16 protein-coding genes are annotated in these 16,011 nt (G+C 68.7%); 5 read left to right on the forward strand and 11 right to left on the reverse strand.

Annotation, left to right across the window (positions count from 1 at the left end; translation table 11 throughout):
- Window positions 1-268 precede the first annotated feature (268 nt).
- On the forward strand, window positions 269-1,456 hold the full coding sequence (locus tag ABT001_RS24680) for a PP2C family protein-serine/threonine phosphatase (protein WP_351281349.1): 1,188 nt from the start codon (window positions 269-271) through the stop codon (window positions 1,454-1,456).
- A 25-nt stretch (window positions 1,457-1,481) separates the two neighbouring features.
- On the opposite strand, the gene ABT001_RS24685 is transcribed toward ABT001_RS24680, so the two are convergent.
- The 5 genes from ABT001_RS24685 to ABT001_RS24705 form a co-directional block, all read right to left on the reverse strand.
- Window positions 1,482-1,979, reverse strand: a complete 498-nt coding sequence (locus ABT001_RS24685; protein WP_351281351.1) for a MarR family winged helix-turn-helix transcriptional regulator — start codon at window positions 1,977-1,979, stop codon at window positions 1,482-1,484.
- 284 nt (window positions 1,980-2,263) lie between these two features.
- Window positions 2,264-3,787, reverse strand: coding sequence for a catalase (locus tag ABT001_RS24690; protein ID WP_351281354.1), 1,524 nt, complete (start codon window positions 3,785-3,787; stop codon window positions 2,264-2,266).
- A gap of 354 nt (window positions 3,788-4,141) precedes the next feature.
- On the reverse strand, window positions 4,142-4,891 hold the full coding sequence (locus ABT001_RS24695; RefSeq protein WP_351281357.1) for a hypothetical protein: 750 nt from the start codon (window positions 4,889-4,891) through the stop codon (window positions 4,142-4,144).
- A complete protein-coding gene (locus ABT001_RS24700; RefSeq protein ID WP_351281359.1) occupies window positions 4,878-6,443 on the reverse strand; it encodes a vWA domain-containing protein in 1,566 nt (521 codons plus the stop codon). Before ABT001_RS24700 ends, ABT001_RS24695 begins: the two co-directional genes overlap by 14 nt.
- Complete coding sequence (locus ABT001_RS24705) at window positions 6,440-7,600, reverse strand: hypothetical protein (protein ID WP_351281360.1); 1,161 nt, start codon at window positions 7,598-7,600, stop codon at window positions 6,440-6,442. The genes ABT001_RS24700 and ABT001_RS24705 overlap by 4 nt, the downstream gene beginning before the upstream one ends.
- A gap of 404 nt (window positions 7,601-8,004) precedes the next feature.
- Between ABT001_RS24705 and ABT001_RS24710 the strand changes: the two genes are divergently transcribed.
- Both ABT001_RS24710 and ABT001_RS24715 read left to right on the forward strand, forming a co-directional pair.
- A complete protein-coding gene (locus tag ABT001_RS24710) occupies window positions 8,005-8,295 on the forward strand; it encodes a hypothetical protein (protein ID WP_351281363.1) in 291 nt (96 codons plus the stop codon).
- Window positions 8,296-8,405: 110 nt separating this feature from the next.
- Window positions 8,406-8,966, forward strand: coding sequence for a S1 RNA-binding domain-containing protein (locus ABT001_RS24715; RefSeq protein ID WP_351281366.1), 561 nt, complete (start codon window positions 8,406-8,408; stop codon window positions 8,964-8,966).
- A 27-nt stretch (window positions 8,967-8,993) separates the two neighbouring features.
- On the opposite strand, the gene ABT001_RS24720 is transcribed toward ABT001_RS24715, so the two are convergent.
- The 3 genes from ABT001_RS24720 to ABT001_RS24730 all read right to left on the reverse strand — a co-directional run bounded on the left by ABT001_RS24720 (window position 8,994) and on the right by ABT001_RS24730 (window position 11,276).
- Entirely contained in the window at window positions 8,994-9,395 is a 402-nt protein-coding gene (locus tag ABT001_RS24720) for a squamosa promoter-binding protein 15 (RefSeq protein WP_351281369.1), read from the reverse strand.
- A gap of 294 nt (window positions 9,396-9,689) precedes the next feature.
- Window positions 9,690-10,322, reverse strand: a complete 633-nt coding sequence (locus ABT001_RS24725) for a hypothetical protein (RefSeq protein ID WP_351281474.1) — start codon at window positions 10,320-10,322, stop codon at window positions 9,690-9,692.
- Window positions 10,323-10,424: 102 nt separating this feature from the next.
- A complete protein-coding gene (locus tag ABT001_RS24730; protein WP_351281371.1) occupies window positions 10,425-11,276 on the reverse strand; it encodes a helix-turn-helix transcriptional regulator in 852 nt (283 codons plus the stop codon).
- Between the two features lie 138 nt (window positions 11,277-11,414).
- On the opposite strand from ABT001_RS24730, the gene ABT001_RS24735 reads away from it, so the two are divergent.
- A complete protein-coding gene (locus tag ABT001_RS24735; RefSeq protein ID WP_351281374.1) occupies window positions 11,415-12,194 on the forward strand; it encodes an NAD(P)H-dependent oxidoreductase in 780 nt (259 codons plus the stop codon).
- 352 nt (window positions 12,195-12,546) lie between these two features.
- Window positions 12,547-12,927 (forward strand): hypothetical protein, encoded by a 381-nt coding sequence (locus tag ABT001_RS24740; protein ID WP_351281378.1) that lies wholly within the window; start codon window positions 12,547-12,549, stop codon window positions 12,925-12,927.
- Between the two features lie 306 nt (window positions 12,928-13,233).
- Here the strand turns inward: ABT001_RS24740 and ABT001_RS24745 are convergent, their stop codons facing one another.
- From ABT001_RS24745 to ABT001_RS24755, 3 genes are read right to left on the reverse strand one after another with little or no spacing between them, the layout of a single operon-like run.
- Entirely contained in the window at window positions 13,234-13,797 is a 564-nt protein-coding gene (locus ABT001_RS24745; RefSeq protein ID WP_351281381.1) for a hypothetical protein, read from the reverse strand.
- Window positions 13,797-15,179 carry a hypothetical protein gene (locus ABT001_RS24750; protein ID WP_351281383.1) on the reverse strand — a complete coding sequence of 461 codons (1,383 nt, stop codon included), beginning with the start codon at window positions 15,177-15,179 and terminating at the stop codon, window positions 13,797-13,799. The genes ABT001_RS24745 and ABT001_RS24750 overlap by 1 nt, the downstream gene beginning before the upstream one ends.
- Entirely contained in the window at window positions 15,176-15,997 is an 822-nt protein-coding gene (locus tag ABT001_RS24755) for an ABC transporter ATP-binding protein (protein ID WP_351281385.1), read from the reverse strand. The genes ABT001_RS24750 and ABT001_RS24755 overlap by 4 nt, the downstream gene beginning before the upstream one ends.
- Between the last annotated feature and the right edge of the window lie 14 nt (window positions 15,998-16,011).

Raw genomic sequence — 16,011 nt, forward strand, 5'->3', positions numbered from 1 at the left:
TCAGCAATCACTTCTCGTTCCCACCCTCCTGGTTCTGAGCGCGCTTCCTGACGAGCCCCTGCCCCGCCTCGGAAGGCCCATGCGCCGCGCGGCGCTTTTTCTTGCTGTGTGGAAACAGTTGTCTCGGGACATCGTAAGATGAGCAGCCCCGGACACCGGTGCGACCCTTCGTGCATGCCACGCCGGTCCGGGACCAGGCCCGTACGCTGAGGGCCGGGGCCCGGAGACGCCCGGGTCGCGGCGCGGCACGATGGAGAAACAGGATCACGTGGACAGATTCGCTGCGGTCGAGCGGGAGTTGCGCAAGGCCGCACCTCATCTGCTCCTCGACGTCGTGACGGCGGCTCTGCGGGAGCGGTGCGACGTGCGGAGCGTGGAGCTGAGGCTTGCCGACTACGGCATGACCACGCTCCAGGTGGTGTCCGAGGCATCGCCCGCCGAGCCGGTGCACGTCCATGGCAGCCCGCAGGGGCGGGCCTTCGGCGCCCAGGAGCCCTATGTGGAGCCGCGGGCCACTCCGGGCCCGGTGACCGCGCACCTGCCGGTGACCGTCCGGGGCGACCGGCTGGGTGTTCTCACCGTCACCGCCCCCGAGGGCCGGTGCTCCCGGGCGGACCTGGCGGAGATGCAGCAGATCTGTGAGGCGCTCGGCCACGAGATCCTCGTCGCCGAACGCGATACCGACCTCTACCTGCTCGCCCGCCGCACCACACGGCTGACCCTGGCCGCCGAGATGCAATGGCAGCTGCTGCCGGGACGCTCGGTCGCCCGCCCGGAGTTCTCCCTGGGTGCCCATCTGGAGCCGGCGTACGCGATCTTCGGCGACAACTTCGACTGGTCGGTGTCGGCCCATCACCTCACACTCACCGTCACCAACGGCATGGGCAAAGGGATGGAGGCGGCCCTGTTGACCAATCTCGTCGTCAACGCGCTGCGCAACGCCCGGCGCGCCGGCCTCGATCTCGCGGGTCAGGCAGGCCTCGCCGACCAGGCCGTGTACGCCCAGCACCGAGGGGCACTGCACGCGTCGGTCCTGCTGCTGCGCTTCGATCTGGCCACGGGGGAGGTGGAGGCCGTGGACGCGGGATCCCCTCGGATGTGGCGGCTGAGGGGCGGCGACGTCGAGTTCCTCGACTTCGACGCGCAGCTCCCCCTGGGCATGTTCGAAGAGACGGAGTACGTCGCGGAGCGCCTGCGCGTCGAACCTGGCGACCGGCTGCTGATCGGCAGTGACGGCGTCTACGACAGCGCGTCGGCGGCCGGCGAGCGCTACGGGCAGCGCGCCCTCGCGCGGTCGCTGTCCGCACACCGATTCCTGCCGTCCGGGCAGGTGCCGGCGGCGGTGCTCCGCGACCTGAGGGGCCACCGGGGTGCCACCCCTCTGGACGACGACGCCCTGGTGGTCTGCCTCGACTGGTTCGGCCGTCGCTCCTCCGCCGGTGACGCGCCCGCGTGACCGGGGCCGGGCGGACGACCGGTCCTCATCCGGTCGACCGCAGGGATCTCGGGCCGCTGCCGTCCTGTCCGGAGGCCGCCGCCGCACCGCGGAATGCCCTGAGCCCTTCGAGGAGCGCACGCCGTGCCTTGGTCGGCATGGCGTCGATCGTGGACATGAGCACCTCCTCCCTGCGAGTGCGCAGGTCCACGAGGTACGCCTTGCCGTGGCTGGTCAGCCGGAGCTCCAGCTCCCGACGGCTCACGGGGCTGGGGGCGCGCTCCACGAATCCCGTGGCCTGCAGCCGGTCACACAGCCTGCTGACCGAGGGAGAGGCCGACCCCAGGGCCTCGGCGAGCATGCGCAGATTGATGCCCTCCTCCCGGTCCAGCGTGTACAGCACGCGGAGCTGGGAAGGGGACACCGGGCCGGTCGGCACGGCTTCACGTCCGTGTTCCCAGAGGACTTCCAGGAGTTCGACGAACTCGGAACCCTCACGGGCCGCATCCCGGGACCTGTGGTCGGGTTCGGGGTTCAGGCCCATATAGATGACACTCCGATCCGGCATTGCCTCACTCGTCCGTCTGGCCACCGGACCGGGCAAACAAGCCGGGCATCTGATGCACTCGTATGGACAGCCAGGGCAAAGTTCCGGGACACGCGTGTGGCCCCGAATATCCTACCCCCGCCCGCAACGGGTTCCTGAAGGAGCGATCCCGCCCCCTCGAAGTCGCTGGGTGGCGACAGGTGTCATGAGGCACAGCTCTGCGCTCGGGGCGTTCTCGCGTCGTGCCCCGGCCGGGGCACGACGCGGACGGCGACGGGTGATCAGGCCTTGTCCTGCATGGACCGGCGCGCGGGATTGCCCTGTTCCGAGGCCTTGGGGTCCTTCTCGTCGGCCTTGGCACGGACTCCCCGCTCGATGCGCTCACCGATCGTCCGGTCGATGTTCGACCAGTACTCGAAGGCCCGTCGCAGCACCGGCTCGGTCACGCCGTTGAGCAGATGACCGACGACGTTGTCCACCAGCCGGTCCCGTGCCGCGTCGTCGAGGACCTCGCGCACCAAGGTGCCTGGCTGGCTCCAGTCGTCGTCCTCCGCATGGGAGACGTACGCCGCCCGGGTGATGTCCCCGTCCGTGTGCCAGCTCGGCGGACTGCCGTAACGGTCGGTGTCGGCGGCGGGGCCGCCCTTCGAGTTCGGGGCGTAGACGGGATCGGTGGTCTTCCGGTACGCCATCGCCCCGTCCTTGGAGTACGTGTGCACCGGCACGACCGGCGCGTTGACCGGCAGCTGCTGGTAGTTCGCTCCGATGCGGTAGCGGTGGGCGTCCGCGTACGAGAACAGGCGCGCCAGCAGCATGCGGTCGGGGCTCGGCCCGATGCCGGGGACCAGGTTGTTCGGCTGGAAGGCGGCCTGCTCGATCTCCGCGTGGTTGTCGGTGGGATTGCGGTCCAGAGTCATCCGCCCCACCTCGATCAGCGGGTAGTCGCCGTGCGGCCACACCTTGGTCAGGTCGAACGGATTGAACCGGTAGTCCACCGCGTCCGCGTACGGCATGACCTGGACGTACAGTGTCCAGCTGGGGAAGTCGCCGTCCCTGATGTGCTCGAAGAGGTCGCGCGTGTGGTAATCGGTGTCGGCCGATGCCATCTGGTCGGCCTCGTGCTGGGTGAACGTCTCGACGCCCTGGTCCGTCTTGAAGTGGTACTTCACCCAGTGACGCTCGCCCTGCGCGTTGATCCACATGTACGTGTGGGACGTGTAGCCGTTCATGTGACGCCAGGTGCGCGGGATGCCCCGGTCACCCATCAGCCACGTGACCTGATGCGCGGACTCCGGGGAGAGGGTCCAGAAGTCCCACTGCATGTCGTGGTCGCGGAGGTTGTTGTCCGCTCGGCGCTTCTGGGACCGGATGAAGTGCTGGAACTTCATCGGGTCCTTCACGAAGAACACGGGGGTGTTGTTGCCCACCATGTCGTAGTTGCCTTCGCTGGTGTAGAACTTCACCGCGAAGCCGCGCGGGTCGCGCCAGGTGTCCGGGCTTCCCCGCTCGCCGGCGACGGTGGAGAACCGGATGACCAGGTCGGTCGTCGTACGCGGTTGGAAGAGTGCGGCCTTGGTGTAGGCGCTGACGTCTCCCGTCACCTCGAAATGCCCGAATGCGCCGCTGCCCTTGGCATGCGGCTGACGCTCGGGGATGCGCTCCCTGTTGAACTGGGCCATCTGCTCGATCAGGTAGGAGTCCTGCAGCAGAATCGGACCCGCCGGGCCGACGGTGAGCGAATGCTCATCGCTTTCCACGGGGGCGCCGGAGTCCATGGTGGTCGGCTTGTGTGAGGTGTCGGTCACTTTCGTTTCCCCTTCGTCGTGGGGTGTGCGTGCGGAACGTCGGTCGGAGCTACGGACACGGGGCGGCTCATCTGCGTCCGGAGCGGACGCAGCCCGCTGGGACATCTACATCAGCCGTGTCTTCTGTTCTTCAGACATCGCCGCACCAGTAACCGGTATCAACATAGTTAAACCTGGGCGAACGGGCCATCGGAAGCGACACTCCTCGGCCTCCGCCCGACCGCAGCGCGGCACCACCCCGTGTCTCGCCCCCGGTCGATCATCTGTCGACGGGGGAGCACGCTGATGCTGCGGCAGAAGAGGTATGAGCGCCCTCTGGCGGGCGGCGACCGCAGGTCCGGTGAGCGGCGGCGGTCACCAGAAGATCGCGATCGCCTCCAGCGTCACCTCGCGCGTGTCCTCGCGCCAGCCCGTCATCTTGCCGAGGCAGCGGGCCGTGAAAGTGCCGGCCGGTATCGAGCGGCGCGCGTTCCCGGGGGCCATGACGCGCATGTACACCGGGGGCCGCTCGGCACCGTACTCGGCACGCAGGACGAATCCTTCCGTGACGTCCGGCACGCCGGTGAACACACCTTTGACCGAGACGAACTCGCCGATGCGGCTCAGGGTCACCGCACGGCCGTCGGCCAGGTTGTCGGCGAGGTTCCGGTTCGGGACTACGGTCAGTGTGGTCAGGTCGGCGTGGACGATGGCGTCGGCCCGGTCGAAGGCCTCCATGACCACGCCGATCACGTTGATCGGTTTGTCCTTACGCACGAACTTGCGGAACGTCTCCTGGCTGACGTCCCGCTTCAGCCGGAAGCGGAACAGCCACGTCAGCACCCGGCTCCAGAACCCGACACTCGTGTCGACCTTCGTCCGCAGCTCGACGGCCTCTTCCAGCGCGGACCGGTAGTTGCCGAGCTCGTACAGGTCCATCACCGCCTGCTCGTCCAGGTACAGACAGATGCTGTACGCCGACTGCCAGCGCCGCATGTGCCTGCGCCGCTCCCGGGCATGGCGCACCAGGACCACCGAGAGCATCGCCGTGCCGACGGCCGTCACCAGCCAGACCGTCATCCACGGCCACCAAAGGCTCCACCACAGGGGGTCAGTGACAGCCACGAATCTCCTTGAGGGCCTCGGAAAGGGACGAGCCGGTGGCATCCACCATCCGCCCGCCCGTCCGCGCCGCCGCGCGCCGCAGTTCGCCTGCGTCGGCCTCGCCGAAGTGGACGGGATAGGTGCGGACGGAGGCGCGCACTGCGTCGGGCAGCGCCCTGTGACGGCGTACGAACTCGGCATAGGACAGGCCCGCGTTGTTCTCGCCGTCCGTCATCAGCACGACCGAGACGGTGCGGTCGGGGTCGGCGGCCAGTTCACGGGTGGCGGTGCGGTAGCCGCGGTCGAGGGCGGACCACACGGCGGTGGCGTCGCCGTAGCCACCGCCGGCGACGGTGCCGACGAGGGCCTTCAGGTCCTCCGGGCCGGTGACGGTCACGGTCTTCTCCTCCAGCACTCTGCCGCCGAACCTGACGACGGTCAGCCGCTCGCCCCGGTGGAAACGGGCGAACTTGCCGGATGCGGAGGGGTCCGCGCCACTGAGTCCGGCGAAGGCCTCGCGCAGGGCGGCCATCCGGGCGCCGCGCATCGAGCCGGAGAAGTCGAGCAGGAAGACCACCTGGTTCGTGGTGGGGCGGTCCGGGTCGCCGTAATCCGCCAACAGCGCTCTGACGACGGCGGGCCGGTCGGGGTAGAAGAGCGCGTTGCCGACGGGTTCGCGCAGCCGCGCGTCCCGGGTGACCGTCGTGTTCACCGGGCGGCGATGAGTGAGCCGCATGATCTGCCGCTGCACCGAGTCGCGTCGAAGCCACCGCGTGACCTTGTCGTACGCGGTGCGGTGTGCCGGGTTGAGCAGAAGCAGCGGGAAGTCCGCCAGGACTGTTCCGTCCTCCGGACGGACGACCTCCAGACGGTCGTCGAGGCGGCCGGTGGCGTTGAGGGCGAGCAGATCGGACTCGTAGGTGATGAGGGCGTTGGCCTCGTCCTGGTGGTCGGCGTACGAGTCGAGGAGGGAAGGGCCGGTGTCTGCCGTGAGGGTCTGGCCGGAGCGGAAGCCGCGCAACCGATCGCACGAGACGTCCTCGGGGCGCAGTGCGGCTCCGGTGCCGGCCGCGGCGGTGGCGACGCCGACGAGGGCGGCGAGCCCGCTGCCGGCGTGCCGCGGGTCGGCCATGCCGAAGCGGACGGCGCCGACGGCGGCGGCGTCCGCGACATCCGCCCAGGTGACCCGACCGCCGGGCACCTGGGCGCGGAGTTTCCGTGCCACGCCCGGACGCAGGCCGATGACGACGGGGGACGTCATCGTTGGGGTGCGTTGCATCCCCCGGGTCGCGTTCTTGTCGGTGAGACGCAGATAGTGGTCGGAGGACAGCCACGCGAGGTCGTACCTGTCGCGGTCCGGGGGCTTCGTCTCGGCGTCGGCCCGGTGGTCCAGGCTCAGGTCGACGCCGGTCTCGTCCTTCAGATCGCTCAGCAACGGGGCCATCACGGCGAGATCGGGAGTGGCGAGCACGCGCAGCCGGACCGTCTCGTCGCCGTCGTCGCCCGAGCAGGCGCTCAGCAAGGCGGTCACAAGGGCCAGGCAGAGCGCGAGCGAACCCGCACCGCGCCTCACCGGCTGTCCGTCCGGTCCGGGCAGTCTCCGACGATCTCGATCATCTTCTCCAACAGGGGCAGGCTGGGCAGGACCGCCCGGGTGTCGTCGGAGGACGTCGTAGGTGCTGGAATCTGCCGCTCGGTGAGGAATCGGGTGAGCTCGTCGCTGGTCGCGCCGCTGGTGGCGTTACGGGCACGGAAGCCCAGCTCCATGGCACGGTGCTGGAGTTCGCGATCCTCGCTGACCAGTTCGCCGAGCCGGGCGCCTTCGTCGGTCAGCGTGACGAGCTGGGGTTCTGTGACGAAGCGCGTGGAGGGGTAGAGCAGGACGCGCTTGTCGTCGGTCGCGCCCTTCTCGGTCTCATGCCCGATCTGGTGAGCGAGGAACTGGTGCTCGTAGATCACCGAGACGGGCGCGATGCTCTGCCCGTCCGGGGACAGATACGTTTCGGCTCGCTCGGAGGACGGCAGGCCCTGTTCGACGAGGAGCGGCTTGATCTTCCGAGCGAGTTGCTCCGCCTCGGCCTCGCTGTCCGGCGCGTCGTTGCCGTGCTCGACGAAGGCCACGAGCCCCAGGTAGGTGCCGGCGGAGTTGGACTCGCAGATGTCCGAGGTCTGGGCGAGGATCTTGTTGCCGTTGCGGACGTGGTCGCCGCGGTCGATCTCGTCCCAGCGGTAGCCGTCCTCGGGATCGCGCTGGACACTCTTCCTCTTGCCGCGTGCGAGATCGAGGAACTGCCGCATGTCGAGGGTGTAGTACATCGGCCGGTCACCCGAGCCCGGCAGGCGTTTCGCGACGCCTGCCGCCGTGAGCACCTCCGCATAGCCCCGGTAGGTGGCCAGCACGATGGGGCTGACGAACGGACGGTACAGCAACACCGGGCGGTTCGCCCGGGCACGCTCCCGGCTGATCAGGTCGGCGGCCGGCTGGCCGGAGGGGAAGACGATGTCGTATCCCCCGTAGTCCTGCTTGGCGATCTCACGCGATCCCATGTTGGTGATGCGCATCCGGAAGCCGTGCTTCATCAGCAGCCGTTCGACCACCGGGTCCTGGAAGAAGTCTCTCTTGGAGGCCATCTTGGCCTCGATGGTGACCACCTGCCGCAGCGGTAACAGCAGGTTCCCGGAAGCCACGAGCAGGACCAGCCCGACGACCGGGACGGGCAGCGCCGACACCAGCACTCTGCGCAGGCGTCGGCGCGGGGGTCTGGTGACGGATAACCGCGGCTCTTCGACAGCGGGTCTGTTCGCGGGCACCTGCGTCTCCATCCGTGACACCTGCGCTCTCCCCGTGGGCCCGGGCCAGCATTCTCGGTGATGCCGATGTACCCTCAACTACCTCCACTGGAACGTCAGTTGAACGCGAAGTGAAGCGCACGACGAAGAGTCGAACCCCGTCGGCGGGTGCGATGCTACGTCCGGGTGCTGCTGGTGGACCTGCCGTGGAGAACTGCTGGACGATCGCGGAGCGGGCCGGCCAGGCCGCACCGGATGCGGCTTCTGCTGGAGGAGGCGGAGAGGAGACGTCGACGGCCCGGTCGCCGTTCCCATCGATCGTTCGACATGGGGGAGAAGCTGACATGGGTCTGGGGATCCGCAGACTGAACCGTGCCCGAGACGTCGTCGAGGAATTCGGTGACGACGCCGGGGACCGATTCCTAGAGATGTGCGCGCGGGCGCCGGAGAACAGTCTCCGACATGGCATCTCGCCGTACGGCCTGACCATATTCAACACCCTCCAGCTGGAACGGTTCGTCGTCGAGCTCGAAGCACTGTCGGAGGAGGAGAGGAAGCCTGTGGTACAGCGCGTCATCGAAGCGGGACATCACACGATCCGCCGATCCGGCTACCTGCTCTTCATCGGCGACTGAAAGGGCTGTGTGAACCGAAAGGCGGCGGTACACGGTCATGGGGTCCCGCTCCGAGGAAATCGCCGACCGGACCGGGGCGCAGGGGTGTCCTCGCGACGAGACTGCGCATGATGGCGGAACCCTACGAGAAACCGAAGCTCCGGGCGTTCCTGGAGTCACTGCAACCGGGTGACGTCCTGCCCGGGGCCGTAGCCGCGATCGAACCGTTCGGTGTGCTCGTGGTGCTGGACGAGGGACCTGAGCATCCGACGCTGCCCGGCGTCGGGCTGATCGCCCTGCCCGACCTGTCCTGGCGCCGCTTCAAGGCGGCATCGGACGTGGTGCGGATCGGGGAACGGGTGTCCTGCGTGTTCCTTCAATCCGACACCTGGAACTCGGAAGCGCGGCTTTCCCTGCGCTTGACGCAGCCCGACCCATTCCAGACGTTCGCCGAGGGAGTCGAGGTGGGCAGCCTGCTCACCGGTCGCGTGACCGAGCTGCTCGCGTTCGGTGTGATTCTGAGGTTCGCCTGCGGAGTGGAAGGATTGGTGCATCAGGGAGAGCTGGGCGGCACATCGGAACGAAGTCGCGAGGCCGCCGTCCATGTCGGTGACACCGTCACGGTCGTCGTGACGGGCCTCGATCGTGAGCGGCGCACGCTGTCCCTCGTCACGAGCGCGAAGGACTCGTGATGTGCGCACAGTCACCGGCCCAGCTCATCAGCCCCGGTAGAAGCCCTCGTCCTCCTCGTCCGGCTGGAGTGGCGCAAACTGCCGCAGTTCGTTGTCTCGGATCATCCACATACGGAAGAACCCTTCCTGCTGGTCCATCACCAGGAGCTGCACCAGGTTCGGTTCGCGCCACGCCGTCTCGAACACTCGCTGCTTGAGGGCGTCGAGGTCGGCATGGTTCAAGGCACCCGCCCACACTTCGCATTCAGGGTGCTTCCAGCCACCCCATTCGTTCGTCCCAGGGGTGGTGAGCAGCTTCAAGAAGCCGACCCCGTGAGCCTGCGGTTGAGCGCGGCGAGGGGCATCCTTCCGCAGCCATTCGCTCAACATCTCTACACTCGCGCTGTCGGCCACGTCGACCGACATCATCACGTTCGCCACCCAGCTCATACAGGTCGTTGTACTGCAACGGGCTGCAGCATGCCTGTCCTTTTCCTTGCGGAGCGAACGCCTGCCCACGCTCGCACGGCCCCGCGCGTCCCGTTTCGAAAAGATCAGTCAGGCCGCGCCGCTCGAACGTACGCCCTAATGAGAGGAGCATAGTGGTGCCAGGACAGCAGTTGCCCCGACATCCCAAAGTCATCTGGCGGTGTACGTGCCGGTGTCCAGGCAGATGCACGCTCCTCGTGTCGAACATGATGACAATCCGGCACCCCACCTCGGTGGCGACGCGAGTCCGGTGTCCTACGCTCCCTGCGGTGTGGCTGGCGAGGGAAGGCAGAGAACACGGGCAAGGGCAGCCGTGACGGGAGCACTATGGTCAGGCAGGTGTCTGGAGGCCCAGTCGCCCGCCAGTGCAAGAAATTCGGTCAGGTCACGCTCGGCGCCGACGAGCAGGTGGCGGAGTTCGGTGACGGACAGCTCGATCACCGGACTGTCGCTCTGCTCGGAGTTGACGGTGAGTAGTACGGTGTCGCCGAGGCGTTCCGCAACCGGTGACACGGGGTCGTGGCCGAAACCGAGTGGGCTGCCGTCGTCGACTAACCGGTGCCAATCGCGCCAGTCCTCCAGCCCGTCGCAGCAGCCGGGCAGGAAGGTGACGCCTGCGGAATGGTCTGTGACCCGCAGGCCACCGGCCGCGAAGAGGTTTTCGAACGTCAGCAGGCCGTGAAGGAACGAGTCGAGGGCGCCGTCCGGACGAGGCGGCCGATCGCCGTGGGGGTCGATGTCATTGCAGTCGGCGATGCGCATCATGGCCGTCCCGACTTCCGCGGGTGAGAGTTCACCGCTGAGTGGCAGAAAGGCGAACGGCTGGACCTGGGCGACAGGCCAGAGGTCGAAGCCGTCAGGTGCGTTTGTCTCCAGGACGGGCTGCATCACGATCACCCGGCGAAGTGTTCCGCATCCGGCGCCCGTACCGCCCCTCAATTACGTCGAGCACCTTCGCACCGGGCTGAGCCGGATGAGCGTTTGGTGAAGCTACTCGCGAACGTGATGAGTGTTCGCCGTGGGACGGGCGTCACCGTCGGCCGCGCCCAGGCCCGCGAGTAGGCGCAGCCCGTCCTCGGCGGGGCTCCCCGGGGCCGCGGACAGCACCAGCAGCTCTGTGCCTGATTCGTTCGGCAGCGCGAAGTTCTCCTGGTGCAGTTCCAGCAGTCCCACCAGCGGGTGCCGGAACGCCTTGCGTCCATATGTGCGGGCGCGCACATCCGCGCGGGCCCAGAGGCGGCGGAAGCGCTCGCTGCGCATCGCCAGCTCGCCGATGAGTGAGGCCAGGCGGGGATCCTCAGGGTATTTGCCGGCGGCCAGACGCAGGTGCCCGACCACGTCGAGGGTGCAGGTCTCCCAGTCCGCGTACAGGCCGCGCTCGGCCTCCTCGAGGAATATGTGACGTGCGGCGTTCAGACCTGGCATCGGCCGCCCGTAGAGGAGTTCGGCGAGGCGGTTACCGGCGAGCACGTCCGAGCGGTGGTTCATGATCAGCGCAGGTCCGTCGGCGACCAGGTCGAGGACGCGCAGCACCTCGGGCCGGACCCGCCCGCCTGGTGCCTTCGCGCGGTGGCGACGCTGCCGCGCGAGCCGGTGGAGATGCCCGCGTTCGGTCTCGTCGAGGCCGAGGACCCGGGCGAGGGCGTCGAGGACCTGCTCGGAGGGCTGGGTCGCCCGACCCTGTTCAAGGCGTACGTAGTAGTCGACGCTGACGCCGGACAGGTGCGCGACCTCTTCGCGGCGCAGTCCCTCGACCCGGCGGCGGCTGTCGGTGGGGATGCCGACGGTCGCCGGGTCGACCCGGGAACGCCGGGTCCGAAGGAAGCCCCCAAGGTCGTCCATGCCCCCAGTATCGCCCTCATGGTGCCCGTGAAGGTGGTCCTGTCGTTACCAGGAAGTCCCGTCCGACGGAACGGGAGCCCCTGAACGCCGGGCGCCGTGGCGTCCAGGATCGAAGGCATCCGATCCGAAGGAGTTCCCATGAAGACGCTGATCGTCTATGCCCACCCGGAGCCGAAGTCGCTCAACGGCTCTCTGAAGGACCTCGCGGTGTCCACATTGGAGGGTGCCGGGCACGAGGTACGGGTGAGCGATCTGTACGCGATGAACTGGAAGGCGGTCGTGGACGCCGCGGACTTCGGCCCCGACGCATCGAGCCCGCTGAAGGTCGCCCGGGAATCGGGCCGGGCCTTCGACACCGGGACGCTCACCCCGGATGTCCTCGCCGAGCAGGAAAAGTTGCTGTGGGCCGACACGATCGTCTTCCAGTTCCCGCTGTGGTGGTATTCGATGCCCGCGATCCTCAAGGGCTGGGTGGACCGGGTGTTCACCTTCCACTTCGCGTACGGCGTCGGCGAGCACAGCGACACCGCGTACGGCGAGCGCTTCGGCGAAGGCACCCTCACGGGCAGGAAGGCTCTGTTGTCGGTGACCGCCGGCGGCCCGGAGCCCCATTACGCAGCTCGCGGCATCAACGGCCCCATCGACGATCTGCTGTTCCCGATCCACCACGGAATCCTCTACTACCCGGGCATCGAGGTGCTGCCGCCGTTCGTGCTCTACGGAAGCGATCGGATCACCGACGAGGACTACCCGGACGTCGCCAAGGCCTGGGAGCAGCGACTGCTCACCTTGGAGTCGACCGAGCCGATCGCATTTCGACAGCAGAATCTCGGCGACTACGAGATCCCCTCTCTGCACCTGAAGGAGGGACTGGAACCCGCGGGCCGCACGGGTTTCGGGCTGCATGTGCGTAGCTGAGCGCCAGGACGGACAGGACGAGCCGGAGCGCGAACGCGAGGGGCAGGCCGAGCGACCCGGCTCCCGAGGCCCTGCGGTTCCGACTCCGGTGTTGCCGTCGGTCTGGCTGCAGGTCCACCCGGCAAGCTCGGCGACCTGGCGGCCGTCCGTAACCGGACCTGCAACAAGAAGGCGGCGAAGAAGTACGGGGACGAGCTCGGCGCCAACCCGCGCAAGGTAGTCCCGCAAAGTTCTGGGACCGCCCGCCGCACGAAACAATGAACGTGTTCAATAATGAACACGCGAGGGCCGTGCTCCCCGCCGGGGGCCAAGGCCCCCTCCGCATGCCGAGAGCCCGCGCGAAGGAGGCCCCATGAGCAACCCGGTCAGCCCGACCACGACCAGATCCTGGAGCAAGTCAGGGGCCTGGAGCGGGGCCCGCCTCATTGCCGTCGGCTACCTCGGCCTGAACCTGGCCGTCGCCCTGGCCAACGAGATCGCCGGACACCCCTCGGTCCTCGACCCGGCGATGGCGCTGATCTCCTTCCCAGGCGCCATTTTGATCCTGGTCGCCTTGTTCTACCCGCTGGCTCTGCTGCTCGGTGACACCTCCGGTACGGAGGAGACCGGGTTCAGCATTCTCACCCCGCTGTTTCATGGCGCCGGGGCGCTGGTCAACGTCTTGATCGTGTGGGGCGTCATCGTCTTTGTACGCCACTTCAGGAACGAGGCCGACGGCAGCCGAGGCCGCTGAGCCGGCTCGACTTCGAGCAGCACTCCAGCGAACGCTCCGAGGCGCACGACCGTGGGCCGGCGACGGTGGCCGAACTGCAGTGGCGGAAGATACGGGAGCGGGCGGATGAGGCCCCGGATTTTCCAGGGTTCCGGCCTACTCGTAGAAGCGGCTCACGCCGATCCGGGACTGCGACAGCTCTACGTGTAGTCCAGCCACTGCATGCTCGGGATGTACGGCCGGAACGGCTGCGACAGCACCTGACCCCGTCGGACCGGACGCGGGCGAGCCTGTTCGGTGTTCCGCCGGACGCTCTCGACCCCACAGCTAGCGCCTCGGTCCGACGACGGCGTAGGCCACGGTGCCGGCCACGGCGAGGGTCAGGGCGGTCCAGGAGGCAATCGCTGTGTCCGGCTGCAGCATCCAGGTCAGCACCTCGTTCGCGCCCTTCGGCAGGGTCGACGGGAACAAGGCGAGCGTCAGCCAGCCGACCGGCAGCGTCCACGCGTGCTGCGCGCCGCACAGCACCGCCCCGGCGGCGGCGAGCCCGGTGAGGCCAGCACTGTCCCGCACGACGAAAGCGGCGGTTCCCACGTCCGCTCCCAGTCCCCGCGCAACCAGCACTGTGAAGGCCGCGCCCGCGCCGATGAACAGCACGTGCGCCGCGCGGCGGGGCAGCCAGCGGATCGCCGCCGCACAATCCAGTGCGGCGTCCTGCCCGCCCAGGCCGATCGAGCCCGCCGTCACAGCCCCGGTGAGGGCGAGCACCGGCAGCCGCGGGTCGGTGCTCGCCCCCCGGGCCAGGAACCACACCATCAGGGCGGCGGCCAACACCGCCGCTGCCGACACGGGAACCTGCCGGGACCGCGCGTACAGCACCAACCACCGCATCAGAATGCCTCACCTGTCAGCACTCCACGCGTGTCCCGCAGGTCGCAGTCGAGGGCGGTAGCGCGCGTGTCGCTGATCCAGGTGCGCTGCTCCGCCGGCGACAGTGCGGTCAGCCGGTCCCATGCCGCCTTCCCTGACTCCCGGTGCTCCGGCCAGTCGAAGTGACCGGCCCAGTCGATCAGCCGGAAGTCACCCATGGCCCAGCCCGCCCCGAGGCTCTGGGTGATCTCATCCAGTCCGATGCTGTTCATCCAGCTGCTGCGCTCGGTGCAGTGCGGTGCCAGGCCCTGGCCGACCAGAGCCCGGGTCAGTTGCTCGTCCTTCGCCCGTACGATCACCGGGTCGTCGAAGTCGAGGAGCACCGCCTCGGCGGAGAGTTCGCGCTTCCCTTCGGGCCCACGCAGAGCCGTCTCCTCCCGTACCGTTTCCGGCGCGTCCTCGCCCAGCACCTCCCGCAACACGCGCAGCGCTTCCTTGCCGTGGGGAGCGAGAACGGCCAGCCGGTCGCGGTGCATCGCCGTCACGCATACCGGGCCGTCGCACACCAGTTCCGCAGCGGCCTTGTCGATCACGTACGTGTCGCGCGGCTCGGCGGGCAGGATCACCAGGGCGAGCGCCGCGCCCGCCAGGATCGGGGCGAGGGCGAGCAGCCGGGCGCGCCCCGAGGCGACGGCCAGCAGGGCGAAGCCGGTGGCGAGCATGCCGAGCAGCCACAGCGTCTGGCCGAGGTGCACGGAGGGGGCGAGTGTGAGCAGTTCCTCGCGGGGCAGCGCCACCCCGGGCGACAGCTGTGCCAGCAGGTTCGGCGTGTTCCCCGCCGGCAGTGCCTCATCAGCGTGCTGCTGGAGCAGGATGGTCATCACGAGGGCGGCCACCGCCATCAGCGGCGGGGTGAGCACGGACGGCAGCGCGCGTGCCACGCCCATGCCGAGCAGCGCGGCCGCGACCAGGGCCAACGCCGCTACCAGCACGATCGGCAGCCAGCCGAGAGGCGTGTACGCGGTGTCGCCCAGCAGCACCCAGGTTCCGCCCGTGGCGACGATGACGAGCAAGGCCGACGCCAGCGTGATGACCGAGGCCGCCGCCGGGACCGCTGCGCGCTGCCAGGTGGACCGAGGCACCGTCGCCATCAGCTCGGTCACCCGGGAGCGGTGATCCCGAAGCCCCTGCAGGGCTCCGAGCCCCATCGCGACGGGCCACAGGTAGTACAGGAGGCCACGGACTGTCAGGGCCATGGGCGTCCACTGGGCCGTCCAGTCCGCGGTGCTCCCTCCCGGGCCGAGGATCAGGAGGAGGAAGAGCAGGCCGGTCACCAGGACGGCGATGCCGGCCCAAGGGGCGACGGAACGCCTCAGTTCGGTACGCAGTACGCGGGAGTTCACCAGGCGCCCCTCTCCTGCGCGGAGCCGGCCCCGGGCTCGGCGAGCAGCGCCGAGTAGCCGCGCTCCAGCGGGCTGTCCCCCGGGTGATCGGCTCCGCCCGTAGCGGCCATCGCGTCCGGCGTTCCCTGGAAGACCAGCCGGCCATCGGCGAAGAGCACCACATCGGTGCAGGCCGCCGCGACGTCCTCCACCAGATGCGTGGAGACGACCACGCAGGTGTCCATGCCCAGCTCCTGCAGCAACTCGCGAAAGCGCAGGCGCTGCGTCGGGTCCAGGCCGACCGTCGGTTCGTCCAGCAGCAGGACCTCCGGGTCGTTGACGATGGCCTGGGCGATGCCCGCCCGGCGCACCATGCCGCCTGACAGGGCCTTCATCCGCTCGTCGGCCCGGTCCGCGAGGCCGACCCGCTCCACGGCTCGCTGGACGGCAGCCGCGATGTCCTTCTTGGGGACCTCCTTCAGCCAGGCCATGTACTCGACGAATTCACGCACCGTGAACCGCTTGTAGTAGCCGAACTCCTGCGGCAGGTAGCCGATGCGGCGGCGTATCGAGCGATGCCCCGCAGTGGAGGCCACGGACTCGCCGAACATCTCCAAGGTTCCTTCGGCGGGCCGCAGCACGGTTGCCAGCGCCCGGATGAGGGTGGTCTTGCCGGCCCCGTTCGGACCGAGGAGGCCGTGTACGCCCGTGCCGAGGGACAGGTCGAGCCCGTCGACGGCCATCCGGGCCCGCCCGACACGGATCCTCAGCCCGGCGGCCCGGATCTCATGGGCGTAGGTCCTCGGCGCGATTTCCGCCGTACTCACAGCGCGTGTCATGCGTTGTCCCTTTC

It is taken from the genome of Streptomyces sp. NPDC002793 (assembly GCF_040295485.1).
GTDB lineage: Bacteria > Actinomycetota > Actinomycetes > Streptomycetales > Streptomycetaceae > Streptomyces.